The sequence below is a fragment of the Ruegeria halocynthiae genome (assembly GCF_900106805.1).
GTDB classification, from domain to species: Bacteria; Pseudomonadota; Alphaproteobacteria; order Rhodobacterales; family Rhodobacteraceae; genus Ruegeria; species Ruegeria halocynthiae.
This window is the reverse complement of the sequence record NZ_FNNP01000003.1, coordinates 1-15,754: the sequence shown is the minus strand read 5'-3', so window position 1 is coordinate 15,754 and position 15,754 is coordinate 1. Positions and strand designations below refer to the sequence as shown.

Below are 15,754 nucleotides of genomic sequence, written 5' to 3'. Positions count from 1 at the left end.
GCAGCGGCTACCCGTGTCTTAGCCAGGAAGGTCTCACTCATCATCTTCGTCATAGCCCCACCGAAGGTCCACATGTGTGTGCGTGTTTATTCCACGACCGCTTGCGTCAGGTTCGAAGCGCATCACCACTTCGCGGACATGGCAGACAGCTCTTTGTGCTTTAATCACATTGCATTGTTTCGGGCCGTAGGCGTAAGTATGCTTTCGCATCTTGAGCAACTCTGCCGGAGTACCTTCAATATAGAGTTTTTCATAGGTTGGGTAGGTTTTGTTCCCTTTGTTTGGCGAGGCTTTGTATGCTGCAAGTTCCGGATCTATCTTCGGGTCGAACTTGAAGTCCGCTTTGACATAAAATCGACCCTCACCTAGTGGCGACATAAAGAAGTAATCAAGCTGACATGTCGCAGCGAGTTCTTTTTTCATTAGTGCGCATTCTGTGCCCTCCACATGATCTCGCATGTGAAGGTCAGCGTATTCCTCCATCGGCATATCGGGAGGTCCGTTCGCCCATTCTTCTGTGGAAAGAAGGTCCGCGACATGCACGACGTAATACAGTTGAACGCGAGAACGTCCCGGGTTTTGCGGGACATAACTTGCTGGAACCGTTTGAGGTGTTGGATCACGGGGCGATGAGTCTGCCGCCGTATTCTCCAGACGTTGGTCAGAGCCCGTCACATTAGTTCTTGTTTCTTCTGAAATCGTTGTGGTTGATGGGACGAAAATACTTGCGACAACAAGACCGGCAGCAAGCATGGACACACCAAGCAACAGAAAAAGTACGACTCGCATCTAGGCCTCAAATACCATTTGTTTTCGCTTGTTTCTCAGCTGAGATAGCAAAGGCTGTGGCGGCAATTGGAAAAAAATGTGTCCGTTCAAACGACATGCTGCCCGTAGGAAGTATTTTCGGTATTGGAAGCATCAATTCTGATTTGGCGCAACGGACCGGTTTGCGCCCACGGCACACGAATGGACGTTTTCTGCGCAAGCGTTTGATACATTACTGGAGATGGGATGGTGGGTGATGAGAGACTCGAACTCCCGACATCTTCGGTGTAAACGAAGCGCTCTACCAACTGAGCTAATCACCCGTGAGGGCTCATGTAGCCAAGCCCGTGCGCAGGTGCAAGAGGGTACGGCACAATTTCTTTCGCAAAAATTGCGCCGGATGGCTGATCAGGGTTTCATGTCTTTAAGTGCGGCCAGAAGCTGGGCGACTTCATGCTCGGTGTTGTAGTGGCATAGCGAAATGCGGATACAGTCGTTTAAGCCCAGCGGCGTCAGCACATTGCCACTGTAGTGGTCGGCCTTGCGGGTATGTGTACGGATGCCCTGTTGATTCAACCGGGTCACCACGTCTGCCGATGGGATGCCGCCTACAGTGATCGAAACCAGCCCTTCGCGCGCGGGGTTGTCTGCTCCGGCCAGAATGGTGATGTGGTTCATATCGCGCAGGCCCGGCAGATTGCCTGTGCCGTTGATCATGGCGTTGGTCAGGTGGGTCTCATAGGCGTGGATCGCACGACCCGCGGCGCGAATGCGATCGCCTCGGTCGGCATTGTCCGAGACCTGACCGCCCAGCCAATCGAAATAACCAATCACGTCGGACATGGTGGCGTATGCGCCGGTGTCGCGGGTACCGAACTCCCAACCGGTGGCCGGAGCGTCGATCAGTTGGTCATGCGGCAGGGCGGTCAGGCGGTCCGAGATCCAGGCGATGCCGTAGCCGTGGCGCGAAAACACTTTGTAGGGGGAAATCGCATAGCCATCGACACCGTAGCTGTCGATATCCATCTGACCGTGGGCCGCGTGCTGGATACCGTCGACAATGATGTAGCAATCGGGCGCGACCGCGCGAATGGCCCGAGCGATGGCGGCCACGTCCATTCCCATGCCGGTCACGGGTGAGGCGTGCAGGATCGTGGTGACGGCAACATCCGGCGTCATGAGTGCGGCATAATCTTCGGCGGTGACAAGGCCGGTGGCGTCGTCATGGGGAACGTTGACATAGTCCAGACCGGCAATCCCGGCCCAGCGGCGCGCGGCGCTGCGGCTGGCGGGGTGTTCGATAGAACTGCCGATTACCTTTCTACCCTCAGGTGCGTTGACGCATGCGGTGCGGATCATGCGGAACAGCAGCTCGGTCCCGCTTTCGCCGACAAAGAACTGTCCCCCCGAGGCGTTCATGAAGACTGACAAATCAGCTTTGGCCTTGGTGATGATATCGACCAGAGCATGGCTGGCAATGTTATCCCGCCCCTGATTGTCCGGGATGGCTGCGAATTTCGCAGAGGTCTCAACCACCGAATTCAGCGTCAGCGCACCGCCGGCGTTTTCGAAGAAGATGCGTGGGCCCTGAAATGGGCAGGCGTCGACATGGGCAAAGCGCGCGCGAATTTCGTCAATCAGGCCGGGGGTCTGGTGCAGCATTTTGGCGGGTCCTGTCTTATTTTGGCTCACAACAGCCTGAATGCAGGCAGGAATCAATCCCAATTACGACGGATTTGCATGTCCGCTCCGGATCGCAGTTTCGATCGTATGGGCAAAGGGTCTTGCCTGCCCCGTGGTGCCTCCGATATGCCCAGAGGGATTGCAACCTTCTGAACCGGAGGCACAAGATGCGCTGTCTGATCGCGGCTCTGGCCTTTTGCGCGCTTTTTACAGCTCCGGTTCGGGCCGAGGGTGTACTGGTGTTCGCCGCCGCCAGCCTCAAGACCGCGCTGGATGAGATTGCTGCCGGGTATGAGGACACGACCAGGCATGAGGTTACGATCTCGTACGCCGCATCCTCGGTGCTGGCGCGACAGATACAGGCGGGGGCTCCGGCGGATCTGATCATCTCGGCCAATGAGGATTGGATGGATGTACTGCAGGGCGAAGACTTGATCGAGGTTGCTTCGCGCGTGGATTTGTTGGGGAATGGGCTGGTTCTGATTGGGGCGCAGGATACTGAACCGACCGAGATTGCGGTTGGTCTCGATCTGATCACGCGTCTGAACGGTGGGTATCTGGCAATGGCCCTGGTCGACGCTGTGCCCGCGGGGATCTATGGCAAGGCAGCATTGCAAAACCTGGGCTTGTGGAATGACGTTGAGGGCCAGATTGCGCAAACGGATAATGTGCGCGCTGCGCTGGCGCTGGTGGCAACGGGGGCAGCACCTTTGGGGATCGTGTATCGATCGGATGCCATTGCCGAGGATCGCGTTGGCGTGATCGGCACAATCCCCGAAAAGTTTCACCCGGCAATCATCTATCCGGCCGCCCTGACCATATCGTCAGGGCCTGAAGCGCTGTCGTTTCTGACTTATTTGCAAGGCGACGAGGCGCAGGCGGAATTTCTGAGGCAGGGGTTCTCCCTGCCAGAAGGGTGATTCGATGGGTTGGCTGGGACCGGCAGAGATAGAGGCCTTGCGCCTGTCGCTTCGCGTCTCGTTCTGGGCGACTCTGGTCACGTTACCCTTTGGGATATTTGTGGCCTACGCGTTGGCGCGCTGGCGTTTTCCGGGACGGCAGGTGCTGAATGGGCTGGTGCATCTGCCATTGATCCTGCCGCCGGTGGTCACCGGTTATTTGTTGCTGCTGACATTTGGCATTCAGGGGCCGCTGGGTGGGCCATTGGCCGAGCTTGGTATTGTTTTTGCCTTCCGCTGGACCGGGGCCGCGCTGGCTGCCGGGATTATGGCCTTTCCACTGATGGTGCGGGCCATTCGGTTGTCGATCGAGGCGGTAGATCCCAAGCTGGAACAGGCCGGGGCCACGCTGGGGGCCTCGCGTTTGATGGTCTTTGGCACCGTGACGCTGCCAATGATCCTGCCGGGTATCATCGCGGGTTCGATTCTGGCTTTCGCGAAAGCAATGGGAGAGTTCGGAGCCACGATTACCTTTGTTTCGAACATTCCCGGCCAGACGCAGACTCTGCCCTCAGCGGTCTATGCGTTCCTGCAGGTGCCCGCAGGCGAGGCGGCGGCGACCCGACTGGTCATTATCTCAATCGTCATCGCGATGAGCGCGTTGCTGTTGTCGGAATATGTCGGCAGGCGTGTCGCCAAACGGGTGGCTGGATCATGAGCCTGTCTATCCGCCTGCAACACCAACTTTCGGACTTGGCGCTGGATTTGGATTTCGATGCGCCTTCGGGCGTGACGGTTCTGTTCGGACGCTCGGGCTCGGGTAAGACGACTGTGGTGAACGCTGTGGCCGGGTTGCTGCGCCCCGCAGCCGGGCGCGTCGCGGTGGATGACTGGGTTTTGTTCGACACCGGACAAGGCATCTGGCTGCCGCCGCATCGTCGACGTCTGGGATACATATTTCAGGAAGGCCGCCTGTTTCCGCATCTGACCGTGCGCCAGAATCTGAACTATGGTCGCTGGTTTGCCCCGCGCGGGGCACGGCGGGAAAGTCCGGACCGGGTGATCGAGATGCTGGGTATTGGCCATCTGTTGGACCGTCGCCCTGCGATGCTGTCGGGCGGCGAGAAACAGCGCGTTGCAATCGGTCGTGCCCTGCTGGCGAGCCCACGCCTGATCCTTGCGGATGAACCTCTGGCGGCGCTTGATGACGCGCGCAAGGCAGAAATCCTGCCTTACTTTGAGCGACTGCGGGATGAGGTCTCGGTTCCGATCTTGTATGTGACCCATTCGGCAGCCGAGGTTGCCCGACTGGCAACATCCGTGGTGGCCCTGCAGGCCGGGCGGGTTGTGCGGCATGGTCCGGCCTCCGAAGTGCTGGCTGACCCATCGGTTGCCCCTGCAGGGGTGCGCGCGGTCGGTGCCGTGTTGCAGGTCCGGGTTGCTGCGCATCATGATGACGGATTGTCTGAGCTTGAGGCCGGTGGTGAACGGCTGTTCCTGCCCAGAATTCCCCATAGGATCGGGGATGAATTGCGCATTCGCATCCCGGCGCAAGAGGTGATCCTGTCGAGCAGGCGACCCGAGGGACTGTCGGCGTTGAATGTGCTTTCAGGTCAGGTGGATACGATCCGAGCAGGCGAGGGTCCGGGCGCGATCGTCTCGGTCAGAACTCCGGCCGGGATGGTGTTGGCACGCGTGACCCGACGCTCGGTCGCGGCGCTGGGTTTACGGCAAGGTAGCCCATGTTATGCGGTCATCAAGACGGTCGCTCTGGCGCCGCAGGATGTCGGCGGGCGGGTCGTGGCACCTTAAGGGCGGCGCTGTTTCTCAAACCATTGCGCGCCACATATTCGGTAAAAAGGGCATGGGCCGGGTTGAGATAGACGTTATGCCCGAGGCGACTATATTGTTTTGGTATCGTCTTGATTGATCCGATGCCGTTTTGGTCCGGATCATGTATTGCAATAAGGTGTTTCGGATGCGTTTTTTCATATCTCTCTGCCTGGCAACGATTATTGCGGCGCCCGCAGTTGCGCAGGGTATCGGCTTTGGCTTGGGCATACGGCCCGCGTTTCGAACGAAGGTGACGCCGCTGCAGGATGGAACCTATGAGGTTGTGGGCATCGGAAGTTCAGCAGCCGTTACCTATTGGTGCGGGATCGGAGACTATGCGATCCGGACATTGGGGATTCCAAGCAAACAGCGCATCTATGTCTCAAAGCCCTATGAGCGGGGTGTCCGAACAGTGCAGTTCTCGCTGACACCGCCCGAGGGTGGCGATACCGGTCGAAGCTATTCCGTTACGGTCGATAAGTTGGGTGCCAATATGTCGGCAGGGACGGCGCAGGGTTATTGCCGGGACAATTACATCAATCCGGATTTCTGATTATCAGATCCACTTAGCCAATGGTGGAAGGCTCATCAGCACTGCATCCGGGTCGTGCCCGGTTTCCAGTCCAAACTTTGTGCCCCGGTCATAGACCAGATTGTATTCGGCATAGAGCCCACGATGGATAAGCTGCGTGTTCTTGTCGGTCTCGTCAAACTTCTGCACCCTTCGCTTTTCGACCAAGGGCAAAAAGGCGGGCAGGAAGGCGCGACCGATGTCCTGGGTCAGCGCAAAATCCGCCAACCAGTCGCCGGTGCAATAGTCATCCATAAAGATGCCACCAACACCGCGCGCACGCTTGCGATGGGGAATATAGAAATACTCATCTGCCCATTCCTTGAGGCGCGGATAATGCCCGGCCCCGTGCGAGTCCAGATGGGCCTTTTGGGTCGCATGAAAATGCAAGGTATCCTCGTCATACTCGATGCAGGGATTCAGGTCTGATCCGCCGCCGAACCACCAGGCATGAGGGGTCCAGAACATCCGCGTGTTCATGTGTATAGCGGGCACATGCGGGTTCTGCATATGCGCGACAAGGCTGATGCCAGACGCCCAGAAACGTGGGTCATCTTTCATCCCGGGAATACCCTTGCGCGCCGCCATTGCGTTCTGTGCCCGCACACCCAGCGTACCGTAGACGGTTGAGATATTGACGCCCACTTTTTCGAACACACGCCCGCCGCGCATGACCGACATCAATCCGCCGCCAGCATCCGAACCATCCTCGGATTGGCGCGTGGTTTCCTTTACCTCGAACCGACCCGGTTGAGTGTCCGAAAACGGGCCCGAGCTGTGGCTGTCTTCCAGTGCTTCGAAAGCTGCAAAGATTTCATCTCGCAACTGGCGGAACCATACAGAGGCGGTTTTCTTTTCAGTATCAAACATGTGGATCAATGGGCCGGGGCCGCAACTGGGTCCAGCAAGGTCCGGCCGCCATCAATGGTCAGGATTTGCCCAGTCATGAACCCGGCCGCGTCCGATGCGAGGAACTGGGCAGTCTCGGCCAGTTCGTTCGGGGCGGCGATGCGGGCCAGCGGAGTATGCTTTTCGATGTCATCGCGGAAGTCGCGGTTTTCCCTGAGTGTGGATTGTAATGAGGCGCTCATCACCGACCCCAGCGCGATCGAATTCACGCGGATATGGTTCGGGGCAAGAGCAACGGCCAACGAACGGGTCATCTGATCCAGCGCGGCGGTCGAGACGGAATAGGCCATCAGATCGGGATGGGTCCGCCGTGCCGCAATCGAGGACAGGTTGATGATCGACCCTGCGGGGCTTTCGTCATTTCCATCGGCCTGTTTGATGAACCGTTTCGCGACCAGCTGGCTGAGCCTCAGCGCGGGCATCAGGTTCTGATTCAGTAGTGTGCGCACAGTGTCGTCATCCGTATCCAACGGGTCCGACTGGATCACCTGTCGCGCGCCGTTGATCAGGATATCAACCTGATCGAACGCATCCAGTGTGGCCGAGAGCAGATTGGCAATGGTCAGTTTTTCGCGCAAATCGCCAGCGAAATAACGGATGTTGCTGTCATCGGCCTGTTCACCCAGCTCTTCTGTCAGGCGCTTTTCGTCCATGTCCGCGAACATGACATTGGCGCCCGCATCCGCGAAGTGACGCCCAATGGCCAGCCCGATGCCGTTGGCGCTGCCGGTGACGATTGCGGTCTTGCCCGCGATTGAAAAGGACATGCGAATCCTCCTGAGTTCTGGCGCAGGTTAACTGCCCTTACGCCTTAGGGCGAGAGGCGTGGAAAACCTTGAACCTGTTATCCCCGGCCACTTCCTGGACCTGGGCGAATGCGGTGCCGAGCGCGGCTTCATAAGGGAGGTGGCGATTGGCGACCATCCACAGGCTGCCGGTGCGTTTCAAGTTGCGGGCGGCGCTAACAATAAAGCCCTGACCCAAGGCAGGATCGGCGCTGCGAGAAGTGTGAAAGGGCGGATTCATTACCACCGTGTCCAGCGGTTCAGGTGCGGCCCATATTGTGGCATCCGCCCAGTGAAATTGTGCGCAAGCGGCGCTGACATTAACGCGGGCGCAGGTCAGGGCGGTATAATCCGCCTCGACCAGATGCAGGCTGCGTAGCGAATCGTTGATCAGGTTGGCAGACAGAAATCCCCAGCCAGCACCCAGATCGGCGATACGGGAGCCGAGCTTCTTTGGCAGCGACTTCAGCAAAAGCGCCGAGGCCGGATCAATCCCATCGGCGGAAAACACGCCGGGTGCAGTCTGAAAACCATCCGCCATCTGCGTCTTGGGTGCAGCCCAGTCGGCAAAGGCTGTAGCATCTGACGGAAACCAGATGATCTTGCCATGCGCTTTTGAGATCGGCCCCTCGACCACCACGCGTTTGCGGATGTCTTTCAGCAGGCTGTCGATGCCATCAGTCTTGGCGCCGTCCACCACAACCACTCCACTGGCGCGCTTGCAAGCCTGATACACCAGAGCACGCGCCAGAGCCTTGGCGCGTGGCAGAAAAACGATGGCATTCTGACAGGGGTCGTGGCTTTCCGGGATCACCGCAAAGCCTTGGGCAGAAAAATGATCGTGGAATGGCTTGAACGGCTGCACCACCTGCGTTTCGCGCGGCAGGTCTGAAAGGTCGTGATCAGCGGTTGGGGCTAGCACCGTCAGCGGTTGTGACAGGCTGAGCCCGCTGTTCAGTGCAAGGTTGAGGCGAGAGGACATGGGTAAACCCGGTTTGCGGAGGCGTGTTATTCTTCGCGTTCCATTGTGCATTGCAGCGGATGCTGATGCCGACGGGCAAAATCCATCACCTGACCCACTTTGGTCTCTGCGATTTCGTGGCTGAATACACCGACAACGGCGACGCCCTTTTTGTGAACGATAAGCATAATTTCGAAAGCCTGCGCATGGGTCATGCCGAAGAATCGTTCGAGTACGTGAACCACGAATTCCATCGGGGTATAGTCGTCGTTCAGCAACAGGACCTTATACAGCGGTGGGCGCTTGGTTTTGGGACGCGTCTGGACAAGGATCGACGTCTCGTCGCCCTCGTCCGGTTTGTCAGACATCGTCCATTGGTCTTCGAGCATTGCTTGAGAGAATCCGATTCAGGCTTCGGTTTGTTTCACGGCTTATATAACGTCACTGTGGCCGGAGAAAAGAGCAACCAGACGGAATTGCGATGCAGGACAAGCTGACCACAATCGGGTTCGATGCCGACGATACCCTTTGGCATAACGAGCGCTTCTTTAAGCTGACACAGGAGTATTTTGCCGAACTTCTGGCTGATCATGCCGATCGTGATCATCTGATGGATCGGCTGCTGAAGGCCGAAACGCGGAACATTCGCCACTATGGATATGGTATCAAGGGCTTTACCCTGTCGATGATCGAAACTGCAATCGAGGTGACCGAGGACCGCGTTCCGGCCCGCGTGATCCGCCAACTCATCGAGGCAGGCCAGGAGATGCTGGCCCATCCGATTGAACTTCTTCCTCATGCGCGCGCCGCGATCGAAGCGGTATCCGGGACACATAAGGTTCTGTTGATCACCAAAGGCGATTTGATCGACCAAGAGCGTAAGTTGGCCCAATCGGGCTTGGGTGATCTGTTTGACGGCGTTGAGATCGTGACCGAAAAAACGGCGGCGACCTATGCGTCGATATTTGCGCAGCATGGGGATGGGCCAGAGGCTTCTATGATGGTCGGGAACTCGATGCGCTCGGATGTGGTGGCACCAATCGATGCGGGGTGCTGGGGCGTGTATGTTCCCCATGGGCTGGTGTGGGAAATCGAGAAGGCGGAGACTCCGACCACCAATCCACGGTTCTGCGAGTTGCATGATCTTGGTGATCTTGCGGCGCTGGTAGCCCGGATTTCGTGACCTGTTGCCGTTTCACATCAGTTGCAGAAAATTCGATGGCGCAGCTTGCCTGATTTTCGGCGCAATCGCCGTTATGGTGTTCGGGTTGGAGTTATCCACCATATGTAGCGCGATTTGTGAGGGTATGTAATCTTCGAACCTGCAGCTTTCAGTTTCTTTAAGCCGGTCTCTGTGTTAGCCTGAGGGTTATCAAAATAAGAAATGCTGACCGGGAAAACCCGGCAGCGCGAGGCAGACAGAGGCAAAAATCGTGCAGATTCGGCGGACAGTTCCGGCCCGAATGGGCTTATTCATTATGGCATTTCTGTGGCTGCTTGTTTTTGCACCATTGAAAGGTTTGGCGGCACCCTATGCGGCCATGGTTATCGACGCGCGCACCGGAGAGGTGCTGCATTCCCGTAATGCCGACACAAGGCTACACCCGGCATCGTTGACAAAGATGATGACGCTCTACATCGCGTTCGAGGCGGTGCGGAATGGTGAGATAACCTTGGACACACAGGTGCGCATCACCAAGGCCGCAGCAGCAGAGCCTCCTTCCAAGCTGGGCCTGCGCAGCGGTCAGAAAATCGCATTCCGCTATCTGATCCGGGCGGCAGCGGTGAAATCGGCCAATGATGCAGCTACGGCCATCGGTATCGCGCTGAGCGGTTCCGAGGCGGCGTTTGCCCGCCGCATGACCCGTACCGCTAAGGCGATGGGTATGAGTCGGACAACCTTTAAGAATGCCCATGGCCTGACCGAAGCGGGTCATTTGTCGACTGCGCGGGATATGACCGAGCTGGGCCGCCACCTGCTTTATGATTATCCGCAATATTACAACCTGTTCTCGCGCCAATCGACTCATGCCGGGATCAAGACCGTTCCAAACACCAACCGTCGCCTGCTGGCAGCGTATCGGGGCGCCGATGGAATCAAGACCGGCTATACGCGCGCCGCAGGGTTCAATCTGGTCGCCTCGGCCAAGCGCAAGGATGAACGCATCATTGCCACTGTATTTGGCGGCAAATCCGGTGCTTCGCGCAACGCCCGTGTTGCTGAATTGTTGGATATGGGCTTCCGCCGCGCGCCCTCGCGCGCGCCCATCCGCAAACCTGCCCGCCCGACCTATGCCGGGAACGCTGGGTTGGGCACGGTTCAGGTTGCCCAGGTGGGTCCGCCCAAGAAGAGCCTGCGCCCGGTGCTGCGCCCTGTGGCGGGTGCAACGGTTCAGGTTGCCGGATCGGTTGCTGCAACGGCTGAAAAGGATAAGTCCCGGATTCAGGATGGTATTGCTGCTGCTATTGCGGCCGCAGACATCGCGCCCTCGAATGGTGCAGCGCCAAGTGAAGATCTGGTTCTGGCATCGGCTAGTCCCACCATTCAGCCCGAGCCGGAACCCGAGGTTGTCACCCGGCTATCTACTTCGGGCGGGCATCTATGGGGTGTCAACGTTGGCCGATACACCACGCGGTATGAGGCCGAGAAGATTTTGTTGAAAACCGCCCTGTCAGAGATGACCACGCTCGAAGGCACACTGCGTAAGGTCAACCAGAACTCGCGCGGCTTTGATGCAACATTTCAAGGCATGACCCGCGAACAGGCCGATCTGGCATGTCGCCGGCTGCAGGCACGAAATGTCACCTGTTTCATGATCGGGCCATCATAAGACCCGACATGTTCTCTCCTGGATGGATCTGGGCTGCGATGATCTCGCAGCCCCTTTTTTTACACAGGTCGTTTTGAACTTGATTTGCCTGTAGATACGCTGCCTCACTCTTTGGTCTAGCGCGTATTCCCATGAGCCAGATTTGGTTAGACGCAAAATACCTTAATCGAATACGTGGCCGTGCTGATACTGCTCGTCTTGACCGGCTGCGGCGGTCAGGGCCGCGACGTTATCCTTGGTGAAAAAGCCGTCGTAGTGGTGACAACGTTCGATGTACTCGGTGATCAGCAGCGTGTTTTTCGAGTGCTTCGAGAAGATCTGTTTCAGGTTCGGATCGTCTTTGCACTCTCCCACCACATGCGCCAGAAACGGCACGCCTTCGTCTTTGAGCGTGTTGACCACGAAATCGACATTCTTTTCGCCCGCGCCATGATCGCCGTCCTGAATCTCGATCGCCATGTGGTGCAGCCGACGTCCGAAATTGCGGACAAAATCCTCGGTCGGCATAGGCAGTTTGGCGAAGGAGTTCACGAAGGATGGCGTGTTGTTCGCGGTAAAGACCTTGGCAGGAGATTTCTTGTCGTCATCCACGTTGGCATTGCGGTTCACATTGGTTGACGAGTTCATATCGAAGATGTTGTACGCCCCCCAAAAGTAATAAGGAACCATGGTCAGAAACTCGAGGATCGCATCCTCACGCTCACCTGCCAGAACGCGGGTGGCAAGGTGGTCGACACCTAGCATCAGGGATGAGATCTTGCTGTCCGCACCAAATGCCGCCGCTTGATCCAGCCGGGTTTGCTCAGCGTCGCTAAGCAGTACACGATCGCCGAGGCCAAGGCTGTCGGTATCATTGAAGTCATGGATGGAATAGCCCGCCCGATTGCAGGTGAAATCCGAAGGCGTCGTAAAGCGGTATCCGTCGAGCGTGTAGAACGGATTTTCGGTGTCTCCAGAATATTCGAATCGGATATTCTGATCCTCCAGCGTTTCGGTCAGCGCTTTCAGGTCGGTTGCACCATAGATTTCACCCACATAACGGGTTTGCGGTGTGTTGCGCGCCAGCGGGTACATGCGGTTGATGCGGGGAATGAAATCCTCAAAACTCGGACTGAGCGGGGCCATCAAGATCAGCGCTGGGTAATCGGTATGCGAATGCATCACTGCGAACTTGTGTGTTTGGCCAAGATAGCTGGCCGTGTGGCGATAGGGTGTCATCACATAAAGTTCGACCAGAGTGTCGAACAGCGCGTTGGTTTCGACCTGCATGACGATTGCCCGCATTGCACCGACCTGATCCGCGATACCCGAACTGATACGGCGCTCATAGATCTTAGGCAGGTATTCGGCGAAGAAGTCTGAATTCTTCTTGTCGCCCCGGGGCTCATAGGACATCAGGTCGAAAGACATTGGCTCATCTCCTTGCGCAGCATTGCTTGGAATTGTGACATTCAGAACATGCACTTGTGGCCATGCTAGGCGCTGGAGCCTGTGCGGGCAACAGTCTGGATTTGGGGGGCCAAAGTTACGGTGATGTGATTAGCGGATGAATTTTGTCACCTCGACACCGCCTTCGATCAGGTTCTGGCGCACGGACTGCGCGATTTGTACCGCTGTCGGGCCGTCGCCGTGCAGGCAGATCGTATCGATCGATGTCTCAAGCCGTTTGCCGGATTCGGTGATGATCGCGCCTTCGCGAACCATGTTTAGAATACGTGGCCCTGCAAGCGCGGGGTCGTGGATCACTGCGTGCGGTAGTGAACGATCAACCAGAGTGCCATCATCATTGTAAGCGCGGTCAGCAAATATCTCACCGACCCATTTGCATCCCAGTTCTCGCACGGCCTCTTCCTGCTTGGTAACTGCCAGAACCATGATGATGATATCCGGATCCACATCCAGTGCGCCTTGATAACAAGCCCGTGCCATGTCGATATCAACTGAACACATATTGGCAAGCGCCCCGTGCAATTTGAGGTGCCGCACCTTTGTGCCGACCGCTGCGGCCATACCTATCGCCGCACCCAGTTGATAGCGTATTAGATTGCGTAAAGCTTCATGCGGCACTTTCATATTGCGGCGGCCAAAGCCCTGCAGGTCGGGAAATCCGGGATGCGCCCCGATGCCCACGCCGTTCTCGGCCGCCAACGCCATTGTTCGGGCCATCACATCCGGATCGCCGGCATGAAAGCCACAGGCGATATTGGCCGAGGTGATGATCTTGAGCAGAGCATCGTCATCGCCCATGTTCCAGGGGCCAAAGCTTTCGCCCATATCGGCATTCAGATCGACGTGGGGCATCGGCAATTCTCCTTAATCGGTGGCAGAGATCATTCCGCTGATCAATTGGTAGGACAACAGGTCAGCAATGTCATGCGGATCGCGAACCAGTGGTTCAATGCGACCGGGCAGGCGCGATAGATTGGCGTCATATGCCGCCTGCAACGCGAGTGCCTGTTCCAGCGTGACGAATTCGAACCGGACCCGCGCGCCCGGAGGGGTCTGCGCTGCGCGAGGCATGTCGCAGGGCAGGACGGTTGCAATACGGGGATAACCGCCGGTGGTCTGGCATTCCGGCAGTAGGATAAAGGGGTGTCCGGAGCCGGTCATTTGGATGTCGCCAGGGGTAATGACTTCGGACAGAATGTTTAACTGTCCCTTGGCGGCAAAGCCCTCTCCTTCGCTGTCCAGCTGCATCCCCATCCGGTTGGCCCTTGGACCCCGTTGAAAATCGGTTTGGGTGAAACGCATCAGCGTCTCGTCATCAAACAATGAGGTCTGAAAACTGGCCACCACGCGCAACACCCCGCCCGAGAACCGGTCATCGGGGCGCAGCTTCATCCCCACGCATCCGGCGCCGGTGGCCGGCAGGCGATCCCCCACCTGAACTGCCTTACCGATTCTGGCCGTCAGATGTGCCGCGCGCGATCCCAGAAACACTTCAGTATCGATGCCGCCGCCCACGTGCAGATAGCCGTAGCTTCCCTGTAGGACAGAACCGATCGTTAGTCGCTGACCCGCTTCCATCTGATGCGAGGCATTCCAGACCACTGGACTGCCATCAATGCTGGCCTGCATCGGCGCTCCTGTCAGGGCGATGGTCGTAAGTGCGGTCGCTTCGAATTCACCACCCATGCCCGCCATCTCCAATGCCGCACATTCAGGGCTTTGACCCAGCAGCGCCGCGCCTTCAAACAAAGCCAGCCCGTCGGCTGCGCCCGAGCGGGAAAGTCCCTGATCCAGATATCCCGTACGACCCTGATCCTGAATGGTGCAGGCAGGCCCGATGCGATGAACCGTCAAGGTCATGCGGGGATCTCCGTGCAAGTAGCGCCGCCGCTGCCGTCAGTGCAGGTGGCGCGGATACCTTCCAGTTCATCGCGCGAGACCGGCACGAACTGCATTTCATCGCCGGGGTTGAGCGCAAAGCTCTGCGCCATCTCGGGGCGGAAACAGCGAAATGCAGTTTGCCCCATATGCCGCCAGCCAGTTGGCGTAGGCCCCGAGAACAGCACGAACTGAGATATCGCCAGTACAAGCGCACCCTCGGGAACCATCGGTGTCAGTTCCTTCAGGCGCGGAATGTTGAATTCGGGCCCAAGTGGGCCAAGATAGGGCTGTCCCGGGGCAAACCCGATGGTCAGCACCCGGACACGTGTTTGGCTCAACCTTTCGATGGCGTCCGCCGCTGACAGCCCCGCTGCCGCGGCCGCCTCATCCAGTTGCGGCGCAAGATCGGTCCCGTAGACGGTCGGTACCTGCATCAGTCGCCGACCGTCGGGTAGAGGAGCACGGTACCAGTCCCGTTGATCCAACAGCTGCATGACCTGATCGTCGACGTCAGTATGGGGCAGGCGGGTCGGGTCAAAGCGGATATAAGCAGACGCCAACGAGGCCGAGGTTTCCAGCACCCCGCTCAGTTCCAGCTTCTCTATCGCGCTGCGGAATGCCAGAGCAGCCCGGTTCGAAGCTTCTGTCATGGTATCAGCAAAGGTGACCAGTAGGCCGTCAAAGCCAACGGTGCGCACAAGGGGGAAATTGAGAACGTGTGTCATGGTCGGTCTGTAAGCTCTTCGGCTGATCTATGCTGCGACCTGAACGCATCCCGGTGAAATGCGCAAGACCCCGGATCTTTTGGCGCGAGGCGCGATTCCTACTGCTAAAATGAATCATCCAGGCGTGAACGAGTCGGTTGAGTCTTGTAGCTGGATCAGGTGTGCTCACTATATATAGGGGCTGTGCCGAAACGTGCTGAACCATTCGCAGGGATTGGCAGCTTGGGTTTCGCAGCGTTCGGCGAGATCCGGTTGTTGTTTGTGTCGTAAAGTACTGAATTAAATACATAAACGTTAAGCACTCAAAAAAATCTCATCAAACGCATTTTTTCTCTTGCGCCTTGTTTGGGTAAGGCATAGAACGCCCTTCACCGGCGCTGCTGAGGCGCTTGTGACGCACCGGAGAGGCGGTGGAGACGGGCCGGAGAGACGGTTGGACGCATCGGAGAGACGGTGGGC

16 protein-coding genes and 1 tRNA gene are annotated in these 15,754 nt (G+C 57.7%); 6 read left to right on the top strand and 11 right to left on the bottom strand.

Translation table 11 applies throughout. From position 1 onward, the window contains the following. Positions 1-33: 33 nt before the first annotated feature. From BLU89_RS10685 to BLU89_RS10675, 3 genes are all read right to left on the bottom strand, one after another. Entirely contained in the window at positions 34-789 is a 756-nt protein-coding gene (locus BLU89_RS10685; protein WP_074736832.1) for a hypothetical protein, read from the bottom strand. 226 nt (positions 790-1,015) lie between these two features. Then, positions 1,016-1,091 (bottom strand) — tRNA-Val (locus BLU89_RS10680). 85 nt (positions 1,092-1,176) lie between these two features. Further along, on the bottom strand, positions 1,177-2,430 hold the full coding sequence (locus BLU89_RS10675; RefSeq protein WP_074736831.1) for an aminotransferase class V-fold PLP-dependent enzyme: 1,254 nt from the start codon (positions 2,428-2,430) through the stop codon (positions 1,177-1,179). A 188-nt stretch (positions 2,431-2,618) separates the two neighbouring features. On the opposite strand from BLU89_RS10675, the gene modA reads away from it, so the two are divergent. The 4 genes from modA (at position 2,619) to BLU89_RS10655 (ending at position 5,736) form a co-directional block, all read left to right on the top strand. Further along, positions 2,619-3,371 (top strand): molybdate ABC transporter substrate-binding protein, encoded by a 753-nt coding sequence (gene modA, locus BLU89_RS10670; RefSeq protein WP_074736830.1) that lies wholly within the window; start codon positions 2,619-2,621, stop codon positions 3,369-3,371. A gap of 4 nt (positions 3,372-3,375) precedes the next feature. Beyond that, complete coding sequence (gene modB, locus BLU89_RS10665; RefSeq protein ID WP_074736829.1) at positions 3,376-4,068, top strand: molybdate ABC transporter permease subunit; 693 nt, start codon at positions 3,376-3,378, stop codon at positions 4,066-4,068. Then, the gene (modC, locus tag BLU89_RS10660) at positions 4,065-5,162 is read left to right on the top strand and encodes a molybdenum ABC transporter ATP-binding protein (protein ID WP_074736828.1); all 1,098 of its coding nucleotides are present in this window, start codon (positions 4,065-4,067) and stop codon (positions 5,160-5,162) included. The genes modB and modC overlap by 4 nt, the downstream gene beginning before the upstream one ends. A 166-nt stretch (positions 5,163-5,328) precedes the next feature. Further along, complete coding sequence (locus BLU89_RS10655) at positions 5,329-5,736, top strand: hypothetical protein (protein WP_074736827.1); 408 nt, start codon at positions 5,329-5,331, stop codon at positions 5,734-5,736. Between the two features lie 3 nt (positions 5,737-5,739). Here BLU89_RS10655 and hemF read toward each other — a convergent pair whose 3' ends face one another. The 4 genes from hemF to clpS are packed head-to-tail and all read right to left on the bottom strand — an operon-like array spanning position 5,740 to position 8,798. Next, positions 5,740-6,624 (bottom strand): oxygen-dependent coproporphyrinogen oxidase, encoded by an 885-nt coding sequence (gene hemF, locus BLU89_RS10650; protein WP_074736826.1) that lies wholly within the window; start codon positions 6,622-6,624, stop codon positions 5,740-5,742. Between the two features lie 5 nt (positions 6,625-6,629). Next, the gene (locus tag BLU89_RS10645; protein ID WP_074736825.1) at positions 6,630-7,430 is read right to left on the bottom strand and encodes an SDR family NAD(P)-dependent oxidoreductase; all 801 of its coding nucleotides are present in this window, start codon (positions 7,428-7,430) and stop codon (positions 6,630-6,632) included. 37 nt (positions 7,431-7,467) lie between these two features. Beyond that, a complete protein-coding gene (locus BLU89_RS10640) occupies positions 7,468-8,430 on the bottom strand; it encodes a class I SAM-dependent methyltransferase (RefSeq protein ID WP_074736824.1) in 963 nt (320 codons plus the stop codon). A gap of 26 nt (positions 8,431-8,456) precedes the next feature. Further along, complete coding sequence (clpS, locus tag BLU89_RS10635) at positions 8,457-8,798, bottom strand: ATP-dependent Clp protease adapter ClpS (protein ID WP_074736823.1); 342 nt, start codon at positions 8,796-8,798, stop codon at positions 8,457-8,459. Positions 8,799-8,890: 92 nt separating this feature from the next. Here clpS and BLU89_RS10630 point away from each other — a divergent pair, with 92 nt between their 5' ends. Next, entirely contained in the window at positions 8,891-9,592 is a 702-nt protein-coding gene (locus BLU89_RS10630) for an HAD family hydrolase (protein ID WP_074736822.1), read from the top strand. Positions 9,593-9,872: 280 nt separating this feature from the next. Continuing rightward, positions 9,873-11,240, top strand: coding sequence for a D-alanyl-D-alanine carboxypeptidase family protein (locus BLU89_RS10625; RefSeq protein WP_074736821.1), 1,368 nt, complete (start codon positions 9,873-9,875; stop codon positions 11,238-11,240). Between the two features lie 162 nt (positions 11,241-11,402). On the opposite strand, the gene BLU89_RS10620 is transcribed toward BLU89_RS10625, so the two are convergent. From BLU89_RS10620 to BLU89_RS10605, 4 genes are all read right to left on the bottom strand, one after another. Further along, positions 11,403-12,650, bottom strand: coding sequence for a hypothetical protein (locus tag BLU89_RS10620; RefSeq protein WP_074736820.1), 1,248 nt, complete (start codon positions 12,648-12,650; stop codon positions 11,403-11,405). A 129-nt stretch (positions 12,651-12,779) separates the two neighbouring features. After that, complete coding sequence (locus BLU89_RS10615; RefSeq protein WP_074736819.1) at positions 12,780-13,541, bottom strand: LamB/YcsF family protein; 762 nt, start codon at positions 13,539-13,541, stop codon at positions 12,780-12,782. 12 nt (positions 13,542-13,553) lie between these two features. After that, positions 13,554-14,549, bottom strand: coding sequence for a 5-oxoprolinase subunit C family protein (locus BLU89_RS10610; protein ID WP_074736818.1), 996 nt, complete (start codon positions 14,547-14,549; stop codon positions 13,554-13,556). Next, on the bottom strand, positions 14,546-15,295 hold the full coding sequence (locus BLU89_RS10605; protein ID WP_143030561.1) for a 5-oxoprolinase subunit B family protein: 750 nt from the start codon (positions 15,293-15,295) through the stop codon (positions 14,546-14,548). The genes BLU89_RS10610 and BLU89_RS10605 overlap by 4 nt, the downstream gene beginning before the upstream one ends. Positions 15,296-15,754: the final 459 nt, after the last annotated feature.

Excerpts from the sequence above, each read along its gene's own strand:
- BLU89_RS10615 (WP_074736819.1), bottom strand. The coding sequence starts at position 13,541 with ATGCCCCACGTCGATCTGAATGCCGATATGGGCGAAAGCTTTGGCCCC.
- modB (WP_074736829.1), top strand. The coding sequence starts at position 3,376 with ATGGGTTGGCTGGGACCGGCAGAGATAGAGGCCTTGCGCCTGTCGCTT.
- BLU89_RS10610 (WP_074736818.1), bottom strand. The coding sequence starts at position 14,549 with ATGACCTTGACGGTTCATCGCATCGGGCCTGCCTGCACCATTCAGGAT.
- BLU89_RS10645 (WP_074736825.1), bottom strand. The coding sequence starts at position 7,430 with ATGTCCTTTTCAATCGCGGGCAAGACCGCAATCGTCACCGGCAGCGCC.
- modA (WP_074736830.1), top strand. The coding sequence starts at position 2,619 with ATGCGCTGTCTGATCGCGGCTCTGGCCTTTTGCGCGCTTTTTACAGCT.
- BLU89_RS10605 (WP_143030561.1), bottom strand. The coding sequence starts at position 15,295 with ATGACACACGTTCTCAATTTCCCCCTTGTGCGCACCGTTGGCTTTGAC.
- modC (WP_074736828.1), top strand. The coding sequence starts at position 4,065 with ATGAGCCTGTCTATCCGCCTGCAACACCAACTTTCGGACTTGGCGCTG.
- BLU89_RS10625 (WP_074736821.1), top strand. The coding sequence starts at position 9,873 with ATGGGCTTATTCATTATGGCATTTCTGTGGCTGCTTGTTTTTGCACCA.
- BLU89_RS10640 (WP_074736824.1), bottom strand. The coding sequence starts at position 8,430 with ATGTCCTCTCGCCTCAACCTTGCACTGAACAGCGGGCTCAGCCTGTCA.
- BLU89_RS10630 (WP_074736822.1), top strand. The coding sequence starts at position 8,891 with ATGCAGGACAAGCTGACCACAATCGGGTTCGATGCCGACGATACCCTT.
- clpS (WP_074736823.1), bottom strand. The coding sequence starts at position 8,798 with ATGCTCGAAGACCAATGGACGATGTCTGACAAACCGGACGAGGGCGAC.
- BLU89_RS10685 (WP_074736832.1), bottom strand. The coding sequence starts at position 789 with ATGCGAGTCGTACTTTTTCTGTTGCTTGGTGTGTCCATGCTTGCTGCC.
- BLU89_RS10620 (WP_074736820.1), bottom strand. The coding sequence starts at position 12,650 with ATGTCTTTCGACCTGATGTCCTATGAGCCCCGGGGCGACAAGAAGAAT.
- BLU89_RS10675 (WP_074736831.1), bottom strand. The coding sequence starts at position 2,430 with ATGCTGCACCAGACCCCCGGCCTGATTGACGAAATTCGCGCGCGCTTT.
- hemF (WP_074736826.1), bottom strand. The coding sequence starts at position 6,624 with ATGTTTGATACTGAAAAGAAAACCGCCTCTGTATGGTTCCGCCAGTTG.
- BLU89_RS10655 (WP_074736827.1), top strand. The coding sequence starts at position 5,329 with ATGCGTTTTTTCATATCTCTCTGCCTGGCAACGATTATTGCGGCGCCC.